This window comes from Sphingobium sp. FW306-1B-F04DB (assembly GCF_058781925.1).
Genome location: NZ_JBYSXE010000009.1, coordinates 80667 through 104694, shown reverse-complemented (window position 1 = coordinate 104694; position 24028 = coordinate 80667). Strand labels below are relative to the sequence as shown.

Genomic DNA, 24028 nt, shown 5'->3' with positions numbered 1-24028 from the left:
GCGGGGGGCAACGGGGTCGAGGTCGATCGCTTCTGCCGGACCTCGCTTGCCGACATCTACGCGATCGGCGACTGCGCCTCGCACGAGAACGACTTTGCCGGCGGCCAGCGGATCCGGCTCGAATCGGTGCAGAACGCCAATGACCAAGCCAATGTCGTGGCGAAGGCGATCATGGGCGATCCGCAGCCCTATCATGCGGTGCCGTGGTTCTGGTCGAACCAGTATGACCTCAAGCTCCAGACCGTGGGCCTCTCGATCGACCATGACGCGGCGATCGTGCGCGGCGATCCCGCGACGCGCTCCTTCTCGATCGTCTATCTGAAACAGGGCCGCGTCATCGCGCTCGACTGCGTCAACGCCACCAAGGACTATGTCCAGGGCCGCAAGCTCGTCACCGAACGGCTGTCGCCCGACGCCGCGAAACTCTCCGACGTTGGCGTGCCGCTCAAGGAACTCATTGCCGAGTAGGCACGCTGCGTCAGCGACGCCCTTCGATATAGTCGTTAAGCACCTCGTGGAAACGCCGCACGCGTCCCTCCTGTCCGCTCAGATATGGGTCTGAATAGCCCCGCGAGTGGAAACCCTGCTGCTGCGCCACCGCGACGCCGAGATCCTGATCGATGAAATCGCCGAGATGATGGCCGCCCTGGCCGTCTCCATAGGTCGAGACCTCGTGCTCGGCCTCCTCATAGGGCCGCATGCCATAGACCGTCGCGACCTCGTCGCGTCCCTCAATGCGCGGGACCATGTACCAATAGTCGAAGGTGCACCATTCGGGGTCGGTCGCGAGCGGTTCGGTGCGGAAGAAATGGACGCCGTCGGGCGTGCCCGTGATCGTCACGTTGGGGAAGAGCGTGTTGGTGGAAGTAATCGGTCAGCTCATCGTCGAGCAGCCGGTCGAAATAGCGATGGCCGCGCTCCGCACCCAGCCGCCTTTTCGCCTCCTGCAGCGCGCGCCGCCCCTCGCGTGATCGCCCCTCGAATTCGGCGGGATCGAGTCCCCAGTCGGCGAGCATCATTTCCCATACCGGTTCGACCATGTTGGGGAAGTCTGCACGCATCGACGGCTGGCCCTGCTCGATCATGCGATTGTGGCCGGCGGGGAACATGTCGAAGACCGTGTTCCTGTAATCCTCGTCGATCATCTGCCGCATCTGCGGATGCACCGTCGGCAGGTGGTAGCTCTCGTTGAAATTGTCGGGCGAGAATTTCCAGTTGGTGTTGACCGTGACCGTCTTCCACACGACGCGGACGAGATCGTCCATGCCGCGCCCGGCGAGCAGCTCGGGCATGGGGTGGAGATAATCGGCGAGCGGCTTGGCCTCTGGGTCCATCGAGTACCAGACGAAGCCGCCCCAGCTGGCGCAGGGAATTTCCTTGAGTTTGAGCTTGCCGCAAGGATTGCCCTGCGGAAAATCGTCGGGGTCCTGCGCATCGAGCAGCACGCCATCGAGGCCCCAGAGCCAGCCGTGATAGGCGCAGGAGAGCCCGCGCGCGACCGCGCCGGCATCGGTCCAGACGAGCCGGTTCCCGCGATGCTGGCAGCTGTTGTAGAAGGCGCGCACCGATCCGTCCTGCTGGCGGACCAGCACCACCGATTCCTTCAGGAAATTGTGGACGACGAAATCGCCCGGCTCCTCGAGCTGCGCGAGGCGGCCGCCGACGTGCCAGACGCGCGTCCACATCCGGTCCCATTCGGCCTGCGCCCAATCGCGCGAGTAATAGCGTTCGGACGTGATCGGATCGCCGCGAAGCGCGATCTGCCCGCATTCGGGGACGACGGGATAGGTGCTTGTCTGTGGCGGTCTGGTCTGCAGCATGTGCCTCTCCATCCGGGCGGCTGACGCAAAACGCCGCGCGAATTTCTTATCGGCGCTGTCCCTTGTCCACAAAACTGGCGGAATCCGCAGCTTTCGCTGCGTTCCTATTTATGACAGCTGTTTTAAATAGATCGATTCCACAGGAGAGTGACGATGGACATTGCCGAACGGCCCCTCGCCCGAGGTGAAGCGCGCTGCCCCGGTGCGCCGAGCGTGCAGGACGTGATCCGCGCCGATGCGGACGCCGAGCGCCAGCCCGCATCCTATCAGATCGAATCCTATCGCTTCCTGGGCGACCGCGACATTCCGTTCGAGCGCTATGCCAGCCCCGAATTCTTCAAGGCCGAGATGGACCTGATGTGGCCGCGCGTCTGGCAATGGGCGTGTCGCGAGGAGCACATCCCCGAGGCGGGAGACTTCTATGTCTATGACATCGGCCCCTATTCGCTGGTGATCACGCGAAGCGACGATGGATCGATCAAGGCCTATTACAACGCCTGCCTGCACCGCGGCACCAAGCTCAAGCCCTCCTTCACCCAAGGCTGGAGCCCAAAGCTCGCCTGCCCCTTCCACGGCTGGACCTGGAGCCTCGAGGGCAAGCTGGTCGATCTCCCCTGCGCGTGGGATTTCCCGCATGTCGACCGGGAGGAATTCAGGCTGCCCGAGGCGCGCGTCGGCGCATGGGGCGGCTTCGTATTCGTGTGCATGGACGAGGACGCGCCGTCGCTCGAAGAGTATCTGGCGCCGCTCCCCGAGCATGCGGCGCATGCCGAACTCGAGGACCGTTATGTATCGCTCCATGTCCAGAAGGAGCTGCCGTGCAACTGGAAGGTTGCGTCCGAAGCCTTCCTCGAATCCTATCATACGCATGTGACGCACCCGCAGCTCCAGAACGGCACGGGCGACATCAACACGCAGTACGACACATTCGGCCCGCACATTAACCGGCTGATCAGTCTTGCCGGCGTGGCGAGCCCCTATAGCGGCGATACCGTGTCCCAGCAGGAAATCCTCGACACGATCGTGCTGGGCGATCGCAGCGCGGTGGGCGACGCGCTTACGGTTCCCGAGGGCGTTTCGGCGCGCAAGGTGATGGCCGATTATTTCAAGTCGGTGATCAAGGCGGGCGGCAAGGACCTCGACGACCGCAGCACCTCGGAGATCATCGATACGGTCGGCTATTTCGCCTTTCCCAACGGCCACTTCTTCCTCGCCCCGTCGTTTCCCATCATCTACCGGTTCCGCCCCCTGGGCATGGATCCGACCAGGGCGCTGTTCGACCTGCTGCTGCTCGCCCCCCTGCCCCCGGGCGGACGGCCCGAACCCTATGAACCGGTGCGGATCGGGATCGACGACAGCTATTCGAGCGTGCCCGGGGTCGATCTGAGCCTCGGCGACATTTACGACCAGGACACGGGAAACATGGGCTGGATGCAGGAAGGCATGGGCGCCGCGAAGAAGAAGACCGCGACATTCTCCAACTATCAGGAATCGCGCATCCGCCACATCCACCAGACGCTCGATACCTATCTTGGCCTTCAGGGCACGCCGCTCGCGGCGGAATGAGCCATGCCGCTGATCGTCGATCATGAAGCGCGCCGGCGCGAAGTGGGGGCGATCGCGGCGCGACTGATCGCGGCCTCAGGCCTCGAGGGCGTCACCGTCCGCGATGTCGCCCGGATCGCGGGGTTCAGCACCGCGATCGTCTCGCACTATTTCGAGAACAAGCGCGCGTTGCTGCTCTTCGTCTATCGCATGGCGATGTTCGACACGATCGCGCGCGTGCAGCGTCGGCGCGACGCAGGCGCCGACCTGCAGAAGTGTCTCGAGGCGATCCTGCCCCTCGATCGCGACCGGCGCGACCGCTGGAAGATCTGGTTCGCCTTCTGGGGCATGGCGATGGAGGATCCGCAGTTCATGGCGGAGCAGCAGCAGCGCGGCCGCGAGGCGCGGCTGATGATCGTAGACTTGCTGGAAAGCGCGTCGGATATACCGGCAGCGTCGCCCGACGCGCGCGACATGCAGGCGCGGCGTCTGCTTGCGGTGGTAACGGGCCTTTCGGGTCAGGCGACCTATGACCCCGCCGATTGGCCACGGGCGCGCCAACGCGCGCTGCTGGCGGCGGAGATCGAAGCGCTCGGCTGATCGATCTCCCAAACCGCCACACACTCCCCGTCAGAACGAGAATTTCGCGGTGACGCCATATTCGCGCGGGTTGAGGTAGCTCACCAGCCCGCCATAGCCGACATTGTCGAAGACACTCTGGATATAGCGCTCGTCGAAAATGTTGCGCGCCCAGACCCCAAGCTCCCAGCCATCGCCGCCGACAAGGTCGATATTGGCATCGACCAGATGCGTCGACTGAATCCTGGAGCGCGGCGAATTGTCGATCGAGGATAGGAACTTGGAATCGGTGTAGCTGTAGAGCGCGTGCAGCCGGATCGAATTGTCGCCGCCGACCGGAAATTCGTATGTGAAGCCCGCAGTGGCCGCCCATTTGGGCGAGTTCTGGAGCGGATTGCCCTTCAGATCCTGCGGGATGCCCGTCGGGTTGGCGGGGCTGACGGTAAAGGGGCTCGTATAGATGAATTCCTCATATTGCGCGTCGAGATAGGCGAGCGAGCCCGTCAGCGTCAGACCGTCGACGGGAAGCGCGGTCAGCTCCGCCTCGAAGCCCTTGATCTCGGCCTTGCCCGCGTTGAGGATGGTGTTCCCCTGCACCGGCAGCCCCGTGACGGGATCGTTGACGAAATAGATCTGCGCGATCTGGAGGTCGCGATAGTTGGTATAGAACCCGCCCAGGTTGAAGCGCACCCGGCGATCGAAAAGGTCGGTCTTGATACCGAGCTCGAAGGTGTCGACTTCCTCGGGATTATAGGGGCCAAGGTCGGACGCGATGCCGATGCGCCCCGTGAAACCACCCGACTTGAAGCCGCGCGCCCATGAGCCGTAAAGCAGGATATCGGACGTCGCCTGATAGTCCGCCCCCAGCTTCCAGCCCACCTTGTCCCAGGATTTGGTGCCCCGCGGCGGTGCAACGCCGCCCAGCGACACATTGCCCGTGCCGTCGAAATCGGTCATGCCGCTCAGATTGATCGAATTGAGCGTCGCGGCGAGCATCGACGTCTTTTCATGCGTGTAACGGATGCCGCCCTGCAGCCGCAGTTCGTCGGTCACGTTCGCATAGACCTGAGCAAAGCCCGAAAGCGACCAGTTGTCCTGATCCTGCGTGTTGACCTGGAGCAGGCCGGGCGCCGCGAACTGGATGCGGAAATCCTGTTGATGCGTGTAGTGCGTCTTCAGGTAAAAGCCGCCGAGGATCACGTTGATCGCGTCGGTGATGTCGATCGCGGAGCGAAGCTCCTGGCTGAATTGCCATCCCTTGGTCAAACGGCGCGTGTCGTCGAGGAACACCGGGGACTGATCCTGATCGGTATATTCGAAGACACGGAAGTCCTTGTATCCCGTGATCGAGGTGAGATCGCCGACACCCGAGCTGCGCCAGTTCATCGTCAGCGTCGCGCGATAGGTATCGAGATTGCTGATGTCGGGAACCGTGTCATTGGCGGCAAGCAGCTTGTCGGTCGCCTTGCACGGCTGGAACCGCGAAGGACAGGGGTTGGGGTATCCCTTGATGTCGGGCGGGACGAACAAGTTCTCGTCCGGATATAATTGGGTCGCGTCTCCATCGGTTGGATCGAAGGTGGGCCCAACCTCGGCGGGCGATGCGCCGATCTGGAACACCGGTGCGCCGTTGCGCCCCCTCGTATATTCGCCGATCAACGTGGCGTCGAAATCGGCGCTCGGCGTCAGCTTCAGATAGCCGCGAAAGATCGTCGTGTTGCGGCGGCCCATATCGCTGCCGTTGACGACGTTGGTGAAGAACCCGTCGCGCTGGTTGTGCGAGATCACGAACTTGGCCGCGAGAACGTCGTTGATGATCGGGAGATCGAAGGCGCCGGCGGCGTCGAAACGGCGGTAGTTGCCGATCGTCGCCTCGAACTTGCCGCCGAGCTCACCCGTCGGCTGCGCAGTCACGATGTTGACCACGCCGCCCGTCGTGTTGGCCCCGAACAGCGTGCCCTGGGGCCCACGCAGCACCTCGATGCGCTCGATATCGTAGAGGTCGACGAGCGCGCCCATCGAGAAGAATTGCGGCACGCCGTCATAGACGATCGACACGGTGTTCCCCGCATAGGGATCGGGTTCGACGACCCCGATACCGCGGATGCTGATGACTGCGGAATTGGGGGTGTTGGAGAAGTTGTTGAGCTGGATGTTGGGGATGGTGCCGTTGAGGCCCTGCAAGGTCGATGCATGCATGGATTCGATCGCAGAGCCGTCGATCGCGGTGACCGAGATCGGCACCCTTTGCAGGCTTTCCTCGCGCTTCTGCGCGGTGACGATGATGTCGCCGAGCCCCTCGCTCGCCTGGGGCTCCTCGGCCGGTGGCGGCGGCTCTTCCTGTGCGTAGAGCGGGGTAGCAAGGACCAGCCCGAGCGCTCCGCTCGAAGCCAGTAATCGCGTCATCGTCAACACGCAGCGCGCCATTTTATCCTCCCCAGAATGCCGGCAGCAGCCGGTTCTGTTCTGACCGGCTTCCCGGCCTCTCCCACGGCGACGCAGGATGCAGTCCAGCGTTCCGCCGGGCACGATGCCGCGGACGGTGAGCTGCGCTCCAGCACCACCCAAAGTGAATTTCGCTGCCGTCAGGCAGCCGTCTCTCCATGCTTTGATCCTAGGAGCGGGTGCGGCAACAAGGCACCTGTCATTTTGCGTAGGAGCCGCTTACGTAGCGGCGCCGGAGCGTGTGCGCGAATGCAGGCGCGGGGAAATATCCCCCGCTCTGTGGAGCAATTCCATGCACCAAAGACCGCGGGCTGACCCGGCAGCTCAGCGCACAATGATCGGATCACCGCTCCACGGCATGATCGGCCCGGCGTCGCGTGCGCGATAGGCGTCGGGCAGCTCCTCGACCATATCCCAGCTGGCGCCAAGCCGGCCGAAGCCGACGCAGAACGCCACCCAGCAGCCGAGTTCCACGAGTTGGCCCTCGTCGAAATGCCGGCGCAATTCGTCATGCACGGCGTCGTCGATCGACAGATGATCGGTTGCGAACCGGTCGGCATAGTCGAGCGCCGCACGCTCCGCCGCGGTCAGATCCGGCGCCTCGGCCGGCCGTTCGAGCGAGCATACCAACGCCTCGTCAACCCCATCCTCGACCGCGTCACGATAGCGGATCGCCATGCAGCTGCGACACTGGTTGTGCCAAGCGATGCGCAGCCGGACGAGCTCGATCAGCCGTTCGGGCAGCGTACGATCCTGCTTGAGCCCCGCGCCGAGCGCGACAATGCCCTTGGCGATCGCCGGCCGGTGCGCAAACATCCGCATCGCGCCCTGTTCGAGCGGCGTAGCCTGATCGGCAGCGAAGACGGCGCGCAGCTCGGCATCCCAGTCGGCAACGTCGAGCTTGGCGATCCGGCTCACCGGCGGCCTTCGATATAGTCGTTGAGCACCTCGTGGAAGAAGCGCACGCGCGTCTCCTGCCCCGACAGATAGGCGTCGCGATAGCCGCGCGAGTGCATGCCGCGCTGCTGGCCGTCGGCGAGCATCATGTCCTGAAAGACGATCTGCCCCTCGAGTTCGGGGATGCCCTTGCCGTTGTCGAAGTCGCGGTGATCGAACTCGGCCTCGCGGAGCGGCTTGGGGCCCGCCATGATCGATTCCACCTCGGTCTGCCCCGCTACGGGATAGGCCATGCACCACAGGTCGAAGGTGCATTTGTTGGGATCATCCCGATGCGGCTCGGTCCGGAAGAAAATGAGATTGTCGGGCAGGAACGACAGCGTGACGTTCGGGAAGATGACGGTGTGCGGGCTGTCGGTCAGTTCTTCGTCATCCAGATGCTCGTAATGCACATAGCCCCGTTCCTTCCAGAGCCGGCGCTTCGCCGCCTTCAGGTCGAGCCAGCCCTGCATCGTCTTGGTCTCGAAATCGGGATAGGCTTCGGGATCGATGTCCCATTCCCTCAGGATGAAGTCGAAGGGATGCGGCACGCCCTCGGGCAACCGGTCGGACAGCGAGGGGCGCATCGGCTGGACCGTCCGGCCATGGCCGCCCGGATACATTTCGTGGCGCGCGGTATCGACGTCCTGGTCGATCCAGGGCGGCACCTGCGGATGTGCGGTGCGCGTGTGGTAGGATTCACTGAAATTGTCTGTCGAGAATTTCCAGTTGGTGTTGAGATCGATCTTCATCCACAGCACGCGGACTGCGGTATCCATCGGATAGTTCTTGTAGATCTCAGGGATCGGATCGAGGAACTCCATCAGCGACGGCGCATCGTCGCTCATCGTGTACCAGACGAAGCCGCCCCAGGTGTCGCAGCGCAGCTCGCGCAGCTTCAGCTTGCCGCACGGATTGCCACCCGGGAAATCATGCGGGTCCTGCGCGTTTCTGAGAACGCCGTCCTTGCCCCACAGCCAGCCATGATAGGGGCACTGGAACCCCTGGCTCACGCTTGAGCTGTCCCAGACGAGCCGCTGCCCCCGATGGCCGCACGTGTTGTAGAAGGCCTTGATCGATCCGTCCTCCTGACGAACGCAGAAGACGGATTCATGCATGAAGTCGTGGACGATATAGTCGCCCGGCTCCTCGAGCTCGGCGGTCCGGCCGGCGACATGCCAGATCCGCGTCCACATATGGTCCCATTCCTTTTGCGCGAACTCCTTGGAGGTGTAACGGTCACCGGTGATCGGATCGCCGCGCAGATTGCTCGGGTCCCGCCCGTCCATGGTGAGCGGATGGGGAATCGGATTGTTCACGGCATCTCTCCGGGGGAAATGAGGTCGCGCCCATCTTGCTCCCGGCACGCATTGCGAAAAACTAGCGCTTCGGCCAGCGTCGGGCCTGCTGGTCAGGCGACGACCTTGCCCACGGCGCGGACGATCGCTGCCGTATCGAAATAATAGGGCGTGATGCCGCAGATCTTGTCGCCGCGCAGGTGAAAGACCTCGGCGACCTTCAACGCCATGCGCTCACCCGTCTGCCGGGCGGTCGCATGGATGGTGAGCAGCCCGATCGCGTTCGATTCCGAGACGACGATGTCGTGCATCTCGATCGAGGGGTCGTCCCAATAGCCGAAGACAACGGTGTAGAGCCGCTGAAGCGCATCCTTGCCTTCATAGACCCCGCCATAGGGCAGGCTGTCGGCCTCCACGATCCTGAAGTCGTCGGTCAGTTGCGCCTCGACCTCATCCCATTTGCCGACCGCGGTCAGCGCATAGAGATTCTCGATCCTTGTCCGGGTATCCAATCCACTTCTCCACCTAGAACTTCGCCGTGAGCTGAAGCTGCACCGTGCGCGGCAGCGTTCCGAAGCCGAGTTGGTCGGCATGCGCCGGAACAAGCCCGCCCGAGGCACCGCCCGTGGACGGCCCGTCGACCACGCCGGTCACATAGAACTCGTTGGTCAGGTTCTTGCCGATCAGCGCGACCTCCCATCGATCGTCCTCCGCGCCGAAGCGGATGCTCGCGTCGAACGTCACATAGCTGTCCTGGCGCGAGTCCGGATTGCCGAAGGCCGAGGCCAGATAGCTGTCGCTGTAGCGCATGTCTGCCGACAGCCCGAGCTTGAAGCCATTGCCGACGGTCGTGTCGTAGCTGGCACCGAACGCCCCGGTCCATTCGGGCGCCACCGACAGCGGTTTTCCGGCAAGATTCTGGCGCGTGAAGGTGCCCGAAGGCGTCGTCACCAGGACATTGCATCCCTCCGCCTGGCTTTGCCCCGCATAGCAGGGTGCATCGGGGAAGTCGGTGTAGCGCGCGCGGTTGTAGTTGATCGAACCATGCACGTTGAGGCCCTGAACCGCATGGGGCGCGTATTCCACCTCCACCTCCACGCCCTTGGTGCGCGCATCGGCGGTCAATGTCTGAAAGGCGAAGATCGGCGAGTTGAAGAAGTCGACCTGGAGGTCCTTATAGGCATAGGTGTAGGCACCGACGTTAAAACGGAGCTGGTTGTCGAGCAGCGTCGTCTTCACGCCGGCTTCAAAGCCACGCGCGTTTTCGGGATCGAAGGTAAGGTCCTCGAGCGGGGTCAGCGAAAACTTGGAGTTGATGCCGCCGTTCGAGAAGCCACCCGATTTATAGGCGGTCTTGTAGGCACCATAGACCAGGATGTCGTCGGTCGGCTTCCACGTGATCGTCGCTTCGGGCGACCAGTCGTTGAAGGTCTGGTTCGCGAACACCTCACCCAATCCGTCGGGATCGAGCTGATCGCGGAAGATGCCCGTCACACCGGGGTTATTATAGGGTTGGGTGAAGAAGCTGTCTTTGGTTTCGTGCGTGTAGCGAACACCCCCCGCAAGTTCGACGGTTGGAATCACCTTCCAGGTGACCTGGCCGAAAGCGGCGAGCGTCTCGCCATCGGTGAAACTCGTCTTGGTCGTCGCCAGATAGCGGTTCTGCGGCGACGCGGCCGAGTTTTCGAGGTTCGCGAACATGATGAATTGCTCGAAATCGCGGTTGGTTTTCTGGTAGAGACCACCGACCATCAGATTGATCGGCCCGTCAAAGGTCGTCAACGCGCGTAACTCCGAGGAAAAGGCATCATAGCTCGAATTCTCGGTTGCCCAGGTTCCTATAGCGCTCGACTGGAAGTCGCAGGCGCAGGCCCACCGGTTGTTGTTCCAGTTATAGTTGCTGACCGATGTGAGCGTGACGTCGTCCAGTTCGTAGTTGAGGTTCGCCGTCACGGCGAAGGATCGGTATGTGTTGAACAATTGTCCGTCGGACTTGGAGAACGGGAAATTCACTGCGATGTCCGACGGGATGTTGTTCTGGTGCGTCACGAAATCGCGCTTGCAGGGAAAGCCGTTAAGCTGTGACGATCCGGTCGGACAGTTAAAGGCGACATAGTTCCAGGACGAATTGTTGACGGTGTTGTAGTCGCCCGATGCCTTGAGCGTTGCGGTAAACCGATCATCGGGCTGCCACTTCAGCGTTACGCGGCCCAGAAACTCCTCCTCGCCCGGCGCCTCACGCGCCGCGGGCGAAGCGACATGGCCAACGGGCGTCGGCGGGCGGCCCGCAAGAATGTCCTGGATATCGACCGTAGCATAGGTCACCGGATCGGCGACATTGCGGTAGTATCCGCCGAACATCTTCGATCCGCGCAGCGCAACACGAAGCCCGAGCGTGTCGCTCAGCGGACCGGAGCCGATGACCTCGCCCTGGACCTGTTCCGACTTGAACTCGTAGGATGCGCGAACGCGCCATTCGAGTTCGTCGGTGGGATCGGCGGTCGTCAGCGAGATCACGCCTGCGGTTGCGTTCTTGCCGAAGAAGAGCGCCTGCGGGCCCTTCAAGATCTCCATCCGGTCGAGATCGAAGAACCCTTCCTGGATGATGCGACCCTGGCCGTAATAGACGCCATCGACGACGATCGCGACGGATTGCTCGATGCCGATCGACGTCGAGGACGAGCCAATGCCGCGCAGCGTCAACTGCGCGCCCGATCCGTTCGACGCCCGACCGACATTGAAATTGGGCGTGCGTGCTGCGAGCTTTTCGAGACTGCTGATATCCTGGCGATCGATCAGCTCGGCTGAAAGAGCGGTGACCGCAACGGGAATGTCCTGCACGCTCTCCGCGCGTTTGCGCGCGGTGACCACGATGTCGGCAACGCCGCCTTCGGCGGGCGGCTGCTGGGCAACTGCGTCAACGGGTGCAGGCGGTGGCGCGGTTTCCTGGGCTTGCGCCGGTGTCGCGATGGCAATCGACATGGCCAGCAGGCTGCACGTTGCCACCCGCGCCGTCACGAGAGACTGTTTGGTCATCTTTCAGGCCCCTCTATGCTGTCGCGCGCCGCAGCCGTGGATCCAGCCAGCAGTCGGACGACACTCCTTTTCCGCACAAGCCAATCGCTCCCCAATCGCGAAGGCTCGACACAATGCTTCATGCGCGCGAGACGACGGGTGCGTCACCCTGTGAAAAGATGCAGGTGTGAAGCACCGAGGCAGGGGTGAAAACAGCGCGATCCGAGTGCCGCCGGGATCCAGGGCACCACGCGAGAGGATGGGAACGATGGCCGGAGCAAGGCTCGAGGGAAGGATTGCGCTTGTTTCCGGAGCGTTACGAGGCATCGGCCGCGCCATCGCCGAATGCCTGTCCGCTGATGGCGCGACCACGATCCTCACCGATCTCGATATCGAGGACAGCGCCGATGTGGGTTCTGTCACCGAGGCTATCAAAAACGCCAGTTACATCCGGTTGGACGCGACATCGGAAGAGGACTGGCAGGCCGTCCGCAGCCGTGTGGAGCGGGATTTCGGCGGCCTCGATGTCCTGGTCAACAATGTCGGCGCCGATCTGACGGGCAAGGTCCAGGATCTCGCGCTGACCGACTGGCGGCGCCTCATGACGCTCAACGTCGACAGCGTGTTTCTGGGAACCAAGACCTTCCAGCCGCTGCTGGCGAAAAGCGGCGCGAAGACACCCTATGGTTCGAGCATCATCAACATCAGCTCGATCATGGGGCTGGTCGGCATGGGCGAGGTCTCCGCCTACAATGCTTCCAAGGGCGCGGTCCGGCTTTTCTCCAAGTCGAACGCGCTCGAATTCGCGGACGCCGGCGTGCCGATCCGCGTCAACAGCGTCCATCCCGGCTTCGTCGAGACACCGCTGCTGCACAAGGGCATGGAGCGATGGGCGGAACGCGACGGCACGATGACCGCGCAGCAGCTGATCGACGCAATGGCCGAGACGACGCCGATCAAACGGCTCGCGCAACCTGTCGAGATCGGCAAGGTCGTGGCCTTTCTCGCAAGCGACGATGCAAGCTACATGACGGGCAGCGAGGTCGTCGTCGATGGCGGCTGGACCGCGCGCTGACAGGAGAGGAACGATGTCGCCCTTCGATCTTTCAGGCACGGTCTCGCTCGTCACGGGCGCCACCGGCGGCATCGGCCGGGCGACGGTCAAGGCGCTCGCGGACGCCGGCTCTACCGTGATCGCCTCCGATATCGGACGTGAAGCCGCCGTCGAGGGCGCTGCCGAATACCGCCAGCTCGACGTCACCGACGAGAGTGGCTGGACTGCGCTGATCGGCAGGATCGGCGCGGACCATGGCCGGCTCGACAACCTCGTCAACAATGCCGGCATATCGGTCACCAACAGCATCGCCGAGACCAGCCTTGCCGAATGGCGCCAGTGCATGGCGGTCAATGTCGAGGGACTGTTCCTCGGAACCAAGGCGGCGGCGGAACTCCTCCGAACGAGCGGCGAAGCGCGCAAGGGCGGCTCTTCGATCGTCAACCTGTCATCGGTCGGCGGTCTCAAAGGCGCCGCCTTGATGGCGGCCTATTGCACGAGCAAGGGCGCGGTTCGCCTCTTCACCAAGAGCGCGGCCGCCGAATATGCGATGCTGGGCTGGCCGATCCGCGTGAACAGCGTCCATCCCGGCGGCATCGACACCGACATGATGCACACCATCTACGCCCGCTATGTCGAGGCCGGGCTCTTTCCCGACCTCGAGACCGCGCGCGAGATCGTGACCGCGGGCCACGCGATGAACCGCATGGGCGAACCCGAAGAAATCGCGGCCGGAATCGTCTATCTCTGTTCGTCCGGAGCCAGCTTCATGACGGGATCGGAACTGGTGATCGATGGCGGCATGACCGCAAGATAAAAGGGAACGGATGGGATGGCGGGCAAGCTTCAGGACAAGGTCGCACTGGTCACCGGCGGCACCAATGGCATCGGCGAAGCCGCGGTGCGCGGGATGGTGGCGGCGGGCGCCAAGGTCGTCTTCACGGGCAACAATGAGGATGCCGGCACGAAGATCGCGGCTGAGACGGGCGCGGTTTTCGTGCGGCACGCGGTGCAGGACGCCAAGGGCTGGGGGCGCGTGATGGCCGCGGGGCGCGACAATTTCGGCCGGCTCGACATCGCGTTCGCCAATGCGGGGGTCAATACCGGGGACAGCGATATCGAAACCATCGCGCTCGACGCGTGGAAGTCGATCGTCGACATCAACCTGACTGGCTCGATGCTGACCTGCCAGAATGCGATCGCGATGATGAAGGAGAATCCCGGCGGTGCGGGCGGATCGATCATCATCAACAGCTCGATCAACGGCATATTGGCGCTTGCGGGCGACGTTGCCTATTCGACCACCAAGGGTGCGCTCCGCCTGCTCGCCAAGTCGGTCGCGATCCATTGCGCGAAGAGCAGGCTCAACATCCGCTGCAACACGATCCATCCCGGCGTGGTCGAGACCCCGCTCATCAAAGGCGCGATCAACGGCGCCCCCGATCCCAAGGCCGCGCGTGCGATGCTGGAGAACATTGCGCCCATGGGACGCATGGGCGAGGCGGAGGAGATCGTGGCGCTCGTGATCTATCTGGCATCGGACGACGCCCGTTTCGTGACGGGCGCCGAGATGGTGATCGACGGCGGCTCGACCGCGGGCCTGCCCGGGGTCTGATCGCGATCAGACCCCCATCTTCTCCGACGCCGTCACGTCGTGGATCTGGACGTCGTTCGAAAACTTGCCCTCGAAGTCCGCGAGCAGCTTTGCGATCGACGGCAGTGACAGGTGCTTTTCCAGCGCCGCCCTGTCGCGCCATCCCTCAGCCGCCAGGATGACCCCCTTCTCCTCGTCCTCAAGCGCCATGTGATAGAAGTGACAGCCATCCTCCTGCCGCGATGGCTCTACGAGCGCCTGCAGCCGTGCGTAGAGCGCGGGCAGCGTTTCCTTGTCGGTGAAGATCTGGCCGGTGATGACGATCATGCTTTTGGCTCCCTCGATGACGTATCAGGTCTGGTGGATGATGTTGAAGACGCGGCTCTGGAGGAACCACTTGCCGTCGCGCTTGACGAGCTTGTCGTTGTAGCAGGCCCGCGCGCGCTTATCCTTGAGCGTCCCGGGTTCCTCATAGACTTCCGAAAAATAGGTGCGCGCGTCGGCGCGGTCACCATCGACCCTGATCGAGCCCACGCTGAGGATGAAGCTGAGCTTTGGATAGGCGGGCATCGCGCTCCGCCAGAGCTCGACAATGGCGGCCTTGCCATCGACGATGCCGAGTTCGGGATAGTGCGACAGGTCCCAATGGCTGTCCTCGACCCAGAGCGAGGCCCAGAGCGCCTCGTCATAGCGATTGACCGCATCGGCATAGGTTTCGAGCACCTCGCGGATCGCGACGCGATCTTCGAGCGGCCCCGTGAAATTGGCTGTCATGTCCCTCTCCGATGCTGTGTCAGACTTGAGGCTAGGGGCTTCGTTCGCGCGATTGACCTGCCGAAAGAGCGAGGTCAGCGATATTCGTCGCGCAGCAGCCGGCGCAGGATCTTGCCCGATGGATTGCGTGGCAGGCTGTCGCGGAAATCGACGGACTTGGGCGCCTTGTACCCGGCGATGCGCTCGCGCGCCCAGGCGATCAGCGCCGCCGGATCCGGCTGCTCACCGTCGACGGGAACGACGATCGCCTTCACCGCCTCCCCCCATTTCGCGTCGGGCACGCCGATGACGGCGACATCGCTCACCTGCGGGTGGCTGTAGAGCGCGTTCTCAACCTCGGCCGGGTAGACGTTCTCGCCTCCGGTTATGATCATGTCCTTGATGCGGTCGGCGAGGTAGATATAGCCGTCCTCGTCCATGTAACCGGCATCGCCCGTGCGCAGCCAACCCTCGGCATCGATCGTCTCGGCCGTGGCCTCGGGCCGGTTGTAATAGCCTGCCATGTTGGCGCTCGATCGCGACGCGATCTCGCCCACCTCGCCGCGCGGCACATCGTTTCCGTCCGCGTCGAGGATCTTCACCTCGACCCCGGGAAGAGGAATCCCGACGCTGCGCATCCGCTGGTTGCCTGCTGGATCATGATCCTCGGGCGGAAGCGCGACGATCGTTCCCGCGGTCTCGGTCATGCCGTACATCTGCACGAATCCGCAGTTGAAGACCGCGATCGCCTGGCGCAGCAGATCGAGCGGGATCGCCGACCCCCCGTAGCACATATATTTGAGGAAGCTGAAATCGGTGCCCGCCGCGTCGGGGTGCTCGCAGACGATCCGCATCGCGGTCGGCACCATCATGATCTTGGTGATCCCGTATCGCGTGAGCAGTTCGAGGACCTGATGCGGATCGAATTCCCGAACGATCACGCCCTTCGCGCCGTGCTGGAGCGTCCAGAGGCCCCATCCCGATCCGCTGATATGGAAATTGGGCATCGCGATCAGGCTGACATCCTCCGCGCTCCAGCGGTGCCATTCGGGAAGCTGATCGGGTGGCGTATCCGCACGCAGCGAAAGCAGGCTGCGATTGGTCAGCAGCGCACCCTTGGGATTGCCCGTGGTGCCCGAGGTATAGAGCTGAAGCACCGGCGCGTCATGCGCGGCGTCGCGGTGCGGGTCTGCATCGCTCTGTATTTTCCGCCAAGATGCGAAATCTTCGGTCGAGAGGATACGGTACCCCGCCGACGGATCCAGCCGATCGAGAAACTCAGGCTCCGCAAGAATGAGCCTCGGCGCCGAATCCGTGAGCACATAGGCGATCTCGGGCGGCGCGAGCCGCCAGTTGACGGGCACGAGCACCAGCCCCGCCTTGGCCGCGCCCAGCCAGTACTCGAAATAATGATCGCTGTTCTTGCCGAGATAGGCGACGCGTTCGTCGGGCTGCAGCCCCGCGGCGATCAGGCCCTGCGCCACGCGGTTCGTGTTGCGATCGAACATGCCGTAGCTTGTTTCGCGATCTTCGAAGATCAACGCGACCGCATCGGGCCGCTCGCCGGCGTGGGCGCGGATCATGTCGGCAAGGACGGGTTGCTCCATGGACGCTGCGCCTCTCCCTCATCGCGATGTCCCAGGGATACCGGAGACGCTGTCACGGCGCCCCTGTCAATTTGGATAAGTCCTCCGGCCACTGATGGAAACGCCAGTGCAGAATGCCGCGCCGCCGATTAAGCTGCGCCGAAAGCTGGAATGGAGACGGAAGATGGACCTGGGGCTCAAAGGCAGAAAGGCCGTACTCGTCGGCGCGAGCCACGGCATCGGGCTTGCAACCGCAAGGGTCCTGGCGAGCGAAGGCTGCGACATCGCGCTCTGCTCGCGCTCGCAGGATAGCGTCGACGCTGCCGTGGGTGCCCTTGGCGATTACGGCACGAAGATTTTCGGCGGCGCGGTCGACGTGACCGACGCTGCTGCCCACTCGGACTGGATCGGCAGCGCCGCCAGCGAGCTTGGTGGTTGCGACATCTTCATTTCCTTCACCTCGGCCAATACCGGCGTCGACGACGAGGCCGGCTGGCGCGCGGTCTTCGACGCCGACATCTTGCCGCTTGTGCGCGGCGTCCAGGCGGCATTGCCGGCGCTTCAGAAATCCGATGCCGGCGCGATCGTGACGATTTCCTCCACCGCAGCACTGGAGGAGTTCATGGGCCCCGGCGCCTATAACGCGCTCAAGGCGGCGGTCATCAACTACACCGCCGCGCTTGCCCAGAAGCTCGCACCCGAAGGCATCCGCGCCAATTGTATCTCCCCCGGCCCGATCGAGATGGAGGGCCGCGCCTGGGACCAGATCAAGACCGCCATGCCCGATTTCTACAAGGGCATATTGGGACAGATCCCGATGGGGCGCATGGGCTCGGGCGAAGAGGTCGCGCGCGCGATCGCATTCGTCGCGTCGCCCGCGTGCCGTTTCATGACCGGCGCCAACCTGCTGGTGGACGGCGGCTTCACCAAGGGCGTACAGTTCTAGCGGAGGGATGGAGATGGGCGACGAGCCGCAGAAGCGGATAAACTGCGTGCTGATTGCGGGCGGGCTTTACCACGATTTCGATTTCGCGCGCCTCGAACTCCTCAAACTGCTCGCCGAGGACGAACGGATCCGGACGCGCGTGTTCGAAGACTATACGAATATCGACGCGATCCGCGCCGCCGATTTCCTGATCACCTATACCTGCGACGTGATTCCCCCGCTCCACGTCCAGGAGGCGCTGCGCGATTATGTGAGGGGCGGCGGGCGCTGGTACGCGCTGCACGGCACCAACTCGGTGCTGCGCCTGTTCGACAACGGCCTCTATGGCAGCCCGCGCTGGGCGCCGCTCTTCATGGAAACGCTCGGAACCCAGTTCATCGCGCATCCGCCGATCGCGCCCTATCCTGTCACCGTCGCAGATCCGGATCACCCGCTCACGCGGGGGATCGAACCGTTCGAGACCACCGACGAGCTCTATCTGATGGAGCGGCACGGCGACCTCCATGTCCTGCTCAAGACCGAGTTCGGGGGGGAAGCAACGGGTTTCGACGAGGACCAATGGGCGCATGACGTCCACCCCGTGCTCTACATCAAGAAGCATGGCGACGGCGCGGTGCTCTACAACACGCTCGGCCATTGCCGCGGCCATTACGACATGCAGCCGCATCTCGAATTCTGGCCGACGGTCGATCGCTGTGCGTGGGACCTGCCGGTCTTTTACGATCTGCTACGCCGCGGCATCGCCTGGGTGAAGGAGCCCGCACTCAGCTGAGCGGCTTTACCGGAAGATGCTCCGCGCCCGGCGCCGCGTCGGGTACCGCGACCTCGATCCAGCCATCCTCGGTCTCGCGCCACGGAAAGAGCGTCAGCGACTTGTAATTGACGCCGCCCAGACTTTCGCCTGTGTCGAGCTTGAAGCGCGCGCCGTGGAGCGGGCACATAACTGATCCGCGACGAACCTTGCCCTCGGGCGCCAGCGCAGAGGCGGCGTGGGTGCAGCGGTTGATGAGGACATGCAGCTTGCCCTCCTCACGGCAGATGAAGACGGGCCAGCGGTTGACGATGAAGGGGAGCATCGCCCGCTCCTCGACCTCCGAGGCCTTGACCACACGATGATAGGTTTCGCTCATTCCGGGAAGATCCTGCCTCTTCGCCTCGTCTTTGCCTGCAGGCTGTCTTTTCTCCGGCCTGCCAGCAATTGATGCTTGTAATAGCTGCCCTTCATTGCGCGACCGACCATTGTCGCGTCCGGAGAACGAGAATGGCCGAGACCAACCGCTATTGGCAATTGCAGTCTTACCCCGAGGGCACCGACTTCGCCGCGTCGATCAGGCTCGTCGAGGAGCCGCTGCCCGAAATCGGCGAGCGGCAGTTGCTCGTGCGTAATCTCTGGCTCTCGCTCGACGCGGGCACGCGCATGTGGATGACCTCCAGGACCGACAGCTACATGGATCCGACCCCGCTCGGCAGCAAGGTGATCGGCTTCGTGCTCGGGCGCGTCGTTCGATCACGCCATCCTCGTTTTGCCGAGGGCGATCTGGTGCGCGCCTATGGCCAATGGGCCGATCATTCGGTGCTCTATCCCGATATGGGCGACATCTGGAAGCTGGAGACGATCCCCGACATGCGCCAGCATTTCGCGGTGCTCGGCCCCAATGGCTGGACCGCCTATGTCGGCCTGACCGAATATGGCCGTGTCCGACCGGGCGAAACCGTTCTCGTCTCGGCCGCCGGCGGCGCGACCGGGCTGCTCGCCGCCCAATTCGCGCGTGAGATGGGGTGCCGCGTCATCGGCATTGCGGGTGGCGCCGAAAAGGTCGAACTGCTGACGGGAAAATACCGGCTGGCCGCGGCGATCGACTACAAGCGCGAAGATGTCTCCGCGCGTCTGGCGGAGATCGCGCCCGGCGGGATCGACTGCTATTTCGACTGCGTTGGCGGGCCGATGCTCGATGCGGTGCTTCCCAACATGGCGATGAACGGCCGCGTCGCGGTCTGCGGGCTGATCTCGACCTATGACAAGGCGGAGCGAAAGGGGCCGGTCACGTTCGATCTCGTGCTGATGAAGCGGCTGACCATCGCGGGCTTCTTCTCGCCCGACTTCTATTTCCGCGGGGAGGAGGTCAACCGCCTCACCCGCCCCTGGCTCGAGACGGGCCGTGTCGGCATGGAGTTCGACGTCACCGAAGGGCTCGAGCAGGTGCTGGATGCCTATGGCAAGCTCTTCACGGGCGGGAACGTCGGAAAGACGATGGTCCACCTGACCGATTAAATTGCTCACACCGCGGATTCATGCTCCTCGACAAAGAAGTGCCGGTGCTTGGAGCGGTCAAAAAGCCGCTCCTCGTCTTCCGCAATTTCGGCGGCGATCTCAGATGACACCAGTCGCGCCATCGTCGCCTCGAAGGTGGCGCGATCGGGAAACCAGATCTCCATGATCACGTCATGCTCGGGCTCATCCTCCTGTCCGGTGAGCGGATTGGGAACCGGGAGCAGATAGCGTCGGAAATAGCGCTGCGCGGAACCCTTCAGATATTTGATCCCGATCCGGCTGTGATGCTGTTCATAGTAATCAACGAACGCCTCGCGGCTCATGCCGGGGCGGCGCTTCAACAGCGTCACGAACTTGAACATCAGTGCGTCCGCCCCGCCGAGAGCTGCACGTAGCGCCGAAGCTCCCAGTCGCTGTCGCCGAAGAGCGAGGAAAGCAGTACGACCCGCTTGAAGGCCTGGCCGACCATCAGCTCCTCGGTCGTGCCGATGCCGCCATGGAGCTGGATCGAATCCTCGCCCAACGCCACGGCGTTCTCGCTGATAAAGGCCTTTGCAGCTGCAAGCGTGTCCGGGTGCGCGGGATCGTCCGCCCCTATCGCCGCCGCGCGATAAAGCTGCGACCGGCTCAGTTCGAGCCGCGTGTAGTTGTCGGCCATGCGATGCTGGATCGCCTGGAAGCGCCCGATGGGCTGGCCAAACTGCTCACGCGTCTTCACATGCTCCAGCGTCGCGTCGAACATCATGGTCATCAGGCCGAGCAGTTCGGCACAAATCGCAAGCCGCACTTCAGCGAAGGTCGCATCAAGCGCGGCCTTGCCCCCGGCCATCGGTTCTGCCGCGACCTGCACCAGCGTGATGTCGCTCGCCAGTGAACCGTCGGCCAGGCGGTAATCCCGCCGTGTCAGGCCGTCCGCGTCGGCCGGGACAGCATAGAGTCCCAGAGTGCCCGTCTCGCACCTTGCCGATACTACGAACATGTCGGCGAAAGGTCCGCCCAGCACCATCTGCTTGGCACCTTCGAGCCGGGGAGAACCGCCATTGCCAAACGCTCTGGTTGAAACCGCGTCGAGGTTGAATCGCTGGCCGCGCTCCACATGGGCCATGGCGGCAAAGCCGCGTCCTTCGATCAGCCGCGGCAGCCATGCCGTTCGCTGAGCCTCCGTCCCGCCGCGCTCGATCAAACCGCCGGCGAGCAGCAGGACCGGCAGCACCGGCTCGGTCATCACCGCACGGCCCAGCGCCTCCATGACCGTGATAAGCGTGTCGCTCCCGCCCCCAAGTCCTCCAAGATCACTGGAAAAGGGAAAGGCGAGCAGACCGGTTTCGGCCAACAGCTGCCAGCCCTCGCCGGAGAAGCCCCTGGTCTCGCGAACATATTCCAGCCGCCGGAGGGGGTCGTACCGGTCGCTTGCATATCTGTCGAGGAGATCGCGAAGCAGCCGTTGCTCTTCGCTCAGATCAAAGTTCAAACGCCCTTCCCCTGGATTTCACCGTCTGCTGCGCAAGGTTCGCACTCCCACGATAGATAACCGGCCCGATTGCCGCAGAACGCCTGCGCTTTCCGCTAGTTCGCCGATTAGGGGGACTCGCGGACCTATCCTAATTGATAGGTTTGCGGCGCCTTGCCCCTACGGCGTCCTCGGAGTAGCTTCAGGATATGGAGAGAACAGGCGAAGCCAGGAGCGCCTGCGTGGATCGAGACGCAACAACAGAACAACAAAGCGCCGTTCGGATCAGCAGGACCGTTCCCACCGAGATCGCATGCGCGGCGGATATCCGCCCCGCGGCGGAGGCCCTTCGCGATATTGCACGGGAGCTGGGCAATTTCCGCGTCGCTGCGTGCGACAACATCGCATCAAAAATGCCGATGCACGATGCGGAGGGCAATATCCTCGCCTCCGACGTGTTCGGCTGGCCCGGCTCCAAGGAGCAATGGTGGAAGAAGCCCTTGCTCGCCCTCAGTTCACCGCTTCCGATCGCGTGCCGTTACGAAAGCGATCCGTTCTGGGCCAATGCGAAGGGCATCCATACCCGCGCGCCCAACCCCCTGCTCGAGTCGATCGACCTCACGCATTTTTCGGAGATGGTGAACGCCAGCACGGTGATCGTCGTGCCGATCCACCTGCCCTTCGGCCAGATCGGCGTCATCAGCTTTTCGCCGATCGATGATGGACGCGACGACCTGTCGCGCGAGTTCGAACTCTATTCGGACCAGCTCGAATATCATTCGCGGCGCTTCATCAGCGGCTATTCTCGCGTCACCTGTCGCAGGCCCTGGATTCCGAAGGACTGCCGGCTTTCCAAGCGCGAGGTCGAATGTCTCCGCTGGGCGGCGGTCGGCAAGACCGATGTCGAGATCGCGATGATCATCCGGCGGAGCTGCGCCACGGTGCGCTTCCACATTCACAACGCCGCGACAAAGCTGGAGGCGGTCAATCGCAGCCAGACGGTCTTCAAGGCGACCCAGCTCGGCTATCTGGGCAGCGTCGCCGTGATGCATTCGGCAACCGGGGGCATACCCGCCCACGCCTGAGCGCGGGCAACCTATGCTTTCTTACAGAAGAATTCGCAGGTGGCCTTTCCCATAGTCGATCGCACAGTATCGAGACGGGAGCAGTGTCATTTCCAACCATGTCGCCATTGCGAAAGGCGTGTTCGTCAGCAGCGCGGAACCGCACCTGATCGGCGGGCGCAATCGCGAGACGGGCAAGATCGTCTTTCCCTGCCCTGACGACAGCGAGCGGTTCGAGGAGGTTGCACTGCCGCGCCGGGGCCGGCTCTGGTCCTGGACCGTCCAGCGCTTCCGCCCCAAGAGTCCTCCCTATGTGGGGCCCGAGGAATTTGAACCCTTCGCGGTCGGCTATGTGGAGCTGCCGGAGAGCGTGATCGTCGAAACGCGGCTTACCAATGTCGACTTCGGCGATCTCAGGATCGGCATGGAGGTGGAAACCACGCTCCTGCCCTTTGCAACCGACGAACGGGGCAACACGCTCATAACCTATGCCTTCCAGCCCGCCGCGAGCGGGACCGTGTGATGGCGGACGTTTACATCATCGGCATCGGCATCCACCCCTTCGGCCGCACCGAGGGGCGCAGCGGACTGCAACAGGGCGCCTATGCGGTGCGCCAGGCGCTTGCCGACGTCGATCTCGACTGGCGCGATATCCAGTTCGGCTATGGGGGATCGGACGCGGCGGGCGCCGCCGACACGATCGTCAACGAGCTGGGCCTTACCGGGCTCCAGTTCATCAACGTCAAGAATGGCTGCGCAACCGGCGGGTCTGCGCTCTTCGGCGTCTATAGCGGCATCGCGTCGGGCCAGTACGATCTCGGCATCGCGATCGGCTTCGACAAGCATCCGCGCGGCGCGTTCAATGCGCTTCCTTCCGAATACAGCCTGCCCGACTGGTATGGCGAAACCGGCCTCATGCTGACGACCCAGTTCTTCGCCATGAAGCTCCAGCGCTACATGGAGATGCACGGGATCACCCGGACAGCGCTCGGCCGCGTCGCGGAAAAGGCGTTCTCCAACGGCGCCCGAGCCGAGCATGCGTGGCGCCGTGAAGCGGTCGGCCTCGACACCATCCTCGAAAGCCCGATGGTCAGCGATCCGCTATCGAAATTCATGTTCTGCTCGCCGGCCGAGGGCGGCGTTGCGCTCATCCTCGCCAGCGAGGCGAAGGCACGCGCGCTCGGCCGCGACCAGATTCGTGTCCGCGCGGCCTGCGTGCGCAGCCGGCCGCCCGGCTCCTTCGAGGTCTTCGCGCCCAGCCTCGATATCGAACGCGGGGGATCGTCGACAATCCTCGCCTCTCGTGCAGCGTTCGAGATCGCCGGGATCGGCCCTGAAGACATCGACGTGGCGCAGATCCAGGACACCGAGTCGGGCGCCGAGATCATGCACATGGCCGAAAACGGCTTTTGCGCCGATGGCGAGCAGGAGCAATGGCTTGCCGAAGGCCGGTCGAGGATCGACGGTGCCCTCCCCATCAACACCGATGGCGGCTGCCTCGCCTGCGGAGAACCGATCGGCGCATCCGGCCTGCGCCAGGTCTATGAAAATGTCGTGCAGCTCCGCGGCGCCGGCGGCGGACGTCAGGCGCAGAACAATCCCAAGACCGCCTACACGCATGTCTACGGCGCGCCCGGCGTCTCGGGCGTGACGATTTTGGAGCGTTAGGCG

General features: G+C 63.4%; 25 protein-coding genes. 12 read left to right on the top strand and 13 right to left on the bottom strand.

The features are described from left to right. A partial coding sequence (locus AC3WJD_RS07075) for an oxidoreductase C-terminal domain-containing protein (RefSeq protein WP_492745792.1) occupies positions 1 to 468 on the top strand: 468 nt, incomplete at its 5' end. Positions 469 to 478: 10 nt separating this feature from the next. On the opposite strand, the gene AC3WJD_RS07070 is transcribed toward AC3WJD_RS07075, so the two are convergent. Together AC3WJD_RS07070 and AC3WJD_RS07065 are read right to left on the bottom strand one after the other, a co-directional pair. Then, on the bottom strand, positions 479 to 841 hold the full coding sequence (locus AC3WJD_RS07070; protein WP_492745790.1) for an SRPBCC family protein: 363 nt from the start codon (positions 839 to 841) through the stop codon (positions 479 to 481). Beyond that, complete coding sequence (locus AC3WJD_RS07065; RefSeq protein WP_492745788.1) at positions 732 to 1820, bottom strand: aromatic ring-hydroxylating oxygenase subunit alpha; 1089 nt, start codon at positions 1818 to 1820, stop codon at positions 732 to 734. Before AC3WJD_RS07065 ends, AC3WJD_RS07070 begins: the two co-directional genes overlap by 110 nt. Positions 1821 to 1973: 153 nt before the next feature. Here AC3WJD_RS07065 and AC3WJD_RS07060 point away from each other — a divergent pair, with 153 nt between their 5' ends. Both AC3WJD_RS07060 and AC3WJD_RS07055 read left to right on the top strand, forming a co-directional pair. After that, positions 1974 to 3386 (top strand): aromatic ring-hydroxylating oxygenase subunit alpha, encoded by a 1413-nt coding sequence (locus AC3WJD_RS07060; RefSeq protein WP_492745786.1) that lies wholly within the window; start codon positions 1974 to 1976, stop codon positions 3384 to 3386. Positions 3387 to 3389: 3 nt separating this feature from the next. Further along, positions 3390 to 3965, top strand: a complete 576-nt coding sequence (locus AC3WJD_RS07055) for a TetR/AcrR family transcriptional regulator (RefSeq protein ID WP_492745784.1) — start codon at positions 3390 to 3392, stop codon at positions 3963 to 3965. 30 nt (positions 3966 to 3995) lie between these two features. On the opposite strand, the gene AC3WJD_RS07050 is transcribed toward AC3WJD_RS07055, so the two are convergent. The 5 genes from AC3WJD_RS07050 to AC3WJD_RS07030 all read right to left on the bottom strand — a co-directional run bounded on the left by AC3WJD_RS07050 (position 3996) and on the right by AC3WJD_RS07030 (position 11659). Further along, on the bottom strand, positions 3996 to 6371 hold the full coding sequence (locus AC3WJD_RS07050) for a TonB-dependent receptor (protein ID WP_492745782.1): 2376 nt from the start codon (positions 6369 to 6371) through the stop codon (positions 3996 to 3998). Positions 6372 to 6713: 342 nt separating this feature from the next. Beyond that, positions 6714 to 7307 carry a carboxymuconolactone decarboxylase family protein gene (locus AC3WJD_RS07045; protein ID WP_492745781.1) on the bottom strand — a complete coding sequence of 198 codons (594 nt, stop codon included), beginning with the start codon at positions 7305 to 7307 and terminating at the stop codon, positions 6714 to 6716. Beyond that, the gene (locus AC3WJD_RS07040) at positions 7304 to 8644 is read right to left on the bottom strand and encodes an aromatic ring-hydroxylating oxygenase subunit alpha (protein WP_492745779.1); all 1341 of its coding nucleotides are present in this window, start codon (positions 8642 to 8644) and stop codon (positions 7304 to 7306) included. Before AC3WJD_RS07040 ends, AC3WJD_RS07045 begins: the two co-directional genes overlap by 4 nt. 92 nt (positions 8645 to 8736) lie before the next feature. After that, the gene (locus tag AC3WJD_RS07035) at positions 8737 to 9135 is read right to left on the bottom strand and encodes a nuclear transport factor 2 family protein (protein ID WP_492745778.1); all 399 of its coding nucleotides are present in this window, start codon (positions 9133 to 9135) and stop codon (positions 8737 to 8739) included. Between the two features lie 13 nt (positions 9136 to 9148). Further along, on the bottom strand, positions 9149 to 11659 hold the full coding sequence (locus AC3WJD_RS07030; protein ID WP_492745776.1) for a TonB-dependent receptor: 2511 nt from the start codon (positions 11657 to 11659) through the stop codon (positions 9149 to 9151). Positions 11660 to 11906: 247 nt separating this feature from the next. On the opposite strand from AC3WJD_RS07030, the gene AC3WJD_RS07025 reads away from it, so the two are divergent. From AC3WJD_RS07025 to AC3WJD_RS07015, 3 genes are read left to right on the top strand one after another with little or no spacing between them, the layout of a single operon-like run. Continuing rightward, positions 11907 to 12713: an SDR family NAD(P)-dependent oxidoreductase gene (locus tag AC3WJD_RS07025; RefSeq protein WP_492745775.1), complete on the top strand. Its 807-nt coding sequence runs from the start codon at positions 11907 to 11909 to the stop codon at positions 12711 to 12713. A 13-nt stretch (positions 12714 to 12726) separates the two neighbouring features. Further along, a complete protein-coding gene (locus AC3WJD_RS07020; RefSeq protein ID WP_492745773.1) occupies positions 12727 to 13509 on the top strand; it encodes an SDR family NAD(P)-dependent oxidoreductase in 783 nt (260 codons plus the stop codon). A gap of 15 nt (positions 13510 to 13524) precedes the next feature. Next, complete coding sequence (locus tag AC3WJD_RS07015; RefSeq protein WP_492745771.1) at positions 13525 to 14307, top strand: SDR family oxidoreductase; 783 nt, start codon at positions 13525 to 13527, stop codon at positions 14305 to 14307. 6 nt (positions 14308 to 14313) lie between these two features. On the opposite strand, the gene AC3WJD_RS07010 is transcribed toward AC3WJD_RS07015, so the two are convergent. The 3 genes from AC3WJD_RS07010 to AC3WJD_RS07000 form a co-directional block, all read right to left on the bottom strand. After that, entirely contained in the window at positions 14314 to 14613 is a 300-nt protein-coding gene (locus AC3WJD_RS07010; RefSeq protein WP_492745769.1) for a putative quinol monooxygenase, read from the bottom strand. Between the two features lie 24 nt (positions 14614 to 14637). Further along, positions 14638 to 15060 carry a nuclear transport factor 2 family protein gene (locus AC3WJD_RS07005; protein WP_492745767.1) on the bottom strand — a complete coding sequence of 141 codons (423 nt, stop codon included), beginning with the start codon at positions 15058 to 15060 and terminating at the stop codon, positions 14638 to 14640. 74 nt (positions 15061 to 15134) lie between these two features. Next, positions 15135 to 16646, bottom strand: coding sequence for a fatty acid--CoA ligase (locus tag AC3WJD_RS07000; RefSeq protein WP_492745766.1), 1512 nt, complete (start codon positions 16644 to 16646; stop codon positions 15135 to 15137). Positions 16647 to 16809: 163 nt separating this feature from the next. Between AC3WJD_RS07000 and AC3WJD_RS06995 the strand changes: the two genes are divergently transcribed. After that, the gene (locus AC3WJD_RS06995; protein ID WP_492745764.1) at positions 16810 to 17571 is read left to right on the top strand and encodes an SDR family NAD(P)-dependent oxidoreductase; all 762 of its coding nucleotides are present in this window, start codon (positions 16810 to 16812) and stop codon (positions 17569 to 17571) included. Between the two features lie 13 nt (positions 17572 to 17584). Beyond that, positions 17585 to 18343, top strand: coding sequence for a ThuA domain-containing protein (locus AC3WJD_RS06990; protein WP_492745763.1), 759 nt, complete (start codon positions 17585 to 17587; stop codon positions 18341 to 18343). On the opposite strand, the gene AC3WJD_RS06985 is transcribed toward AC3WJD_RS06990, so the two are convergent. Then, positions 18336 to 18701: a Rieske (2Fe-2S) protein gene (locus AC3WJD_RS06985; protein ID WP_492745761.1), complete on the bottom strand. Its 366-nt coding sequence runs from the start codon at positions 18699 to 18701 to the stop codon at positions 18336 to 18338. The genes AC3WJD_RS06990 and AC3WJD_RS06985 overlap by 8 nt on opposite strands. A 131-nt stretch (positions 18702 to 18832) precedes the next feature. Between AC3WJD_RS06985 and AC3WJD_RS06980 the strand changes: the two genes are divergently transcribed. Continuing rightward, complete coding sequence (locus AC3WJD_RS06980; RefSeq protein ID WP_492745759.1) at positions 18833 to 19843, top strand: NADP-dependent oxidoreductase; 1011 nt, start codon at positions 18833 to 18835, stop codon at positions 19841 to 19843. Between the two features lie 5 nt (positions 19844 to 19848). Here AC3WJD_RS06980 and AC3WJD_RS06975 read toward each other — a convergent pair whose 3' ends face one another. Further along, positions 19849 to 20205, bottom strand: a complete 357-nt coding sequence (locus tag AC3WJD_RS06975; RefSeq protein WP_492745757.1) for an EthD domain-containing protein — start codon at positions 20203 to 20205, stop codon at positions 19849 to 19851. Next, a complete protein-coding gene (locus AC3WJD_RS06970) occupies positions 20205 to 21314 on the bottom strand; it encodes an acyl-CoA dehydrogenase family protein (protein ID WP_492745755.1) in 1110 nt (369 codons plus the stop codon). The genes AC3WJD_RS06975 and AC3WJD_RS06970 overlap by 1 nt, the downstream gene beginning before the upstream one ends. A gap of 221 nt (positions 21315 to 21535) precedes the next feature. Here AC3WJD_RS06970 and AC3WJD_RS06965 point away from each other — a divergent pair, with 221 nt between their 5' ends. From AC3WJD_RS06965 to AC3WJD_RS06955, 3 genes are all read left to right on the top strand, one after another. Further along, positions 21536 to 22378: a helix-turn-helix domain-containing protein gene (locus tag AC3WJD_RS06965; RefSeq protein ID WP_492745753.1), complete on the top strand. Its 843-nt coding sequence runs from the start codon at positions 21536 to 21538 to the stop codon at positions 22376 to 22378. A gap of 118 nt (positions 22379 to 22496) precedes the next feature. Next, positions 22497 to 22880, top strand: coding sequence for a Zn-ribbon domain-containing OB-fold protein (locus AC3WJD_RS06960; protein WP_492745751.1), 384 nt, complete (start codon positions 22497 to 22499; stop codon positions 22878 to 22880). Next, complete coding sequence (locus AC3WJD_RS06955; RefSeq protein WP_492745749.1) at positions 22880 to 24025, top strand: thiolase family protein; 1146 nt, start codon at positions 22880 to 22882, stop codon at positions 24023 to 24025. The genes AC3WJD_RS06960 and AC3WJD_RS06955 overlap by 1 nt, the downstream gene beginning before the upstream one ends. The last annotated feature ends 3 nt before the right edge of the window (positions 24026 to 24028 follow it).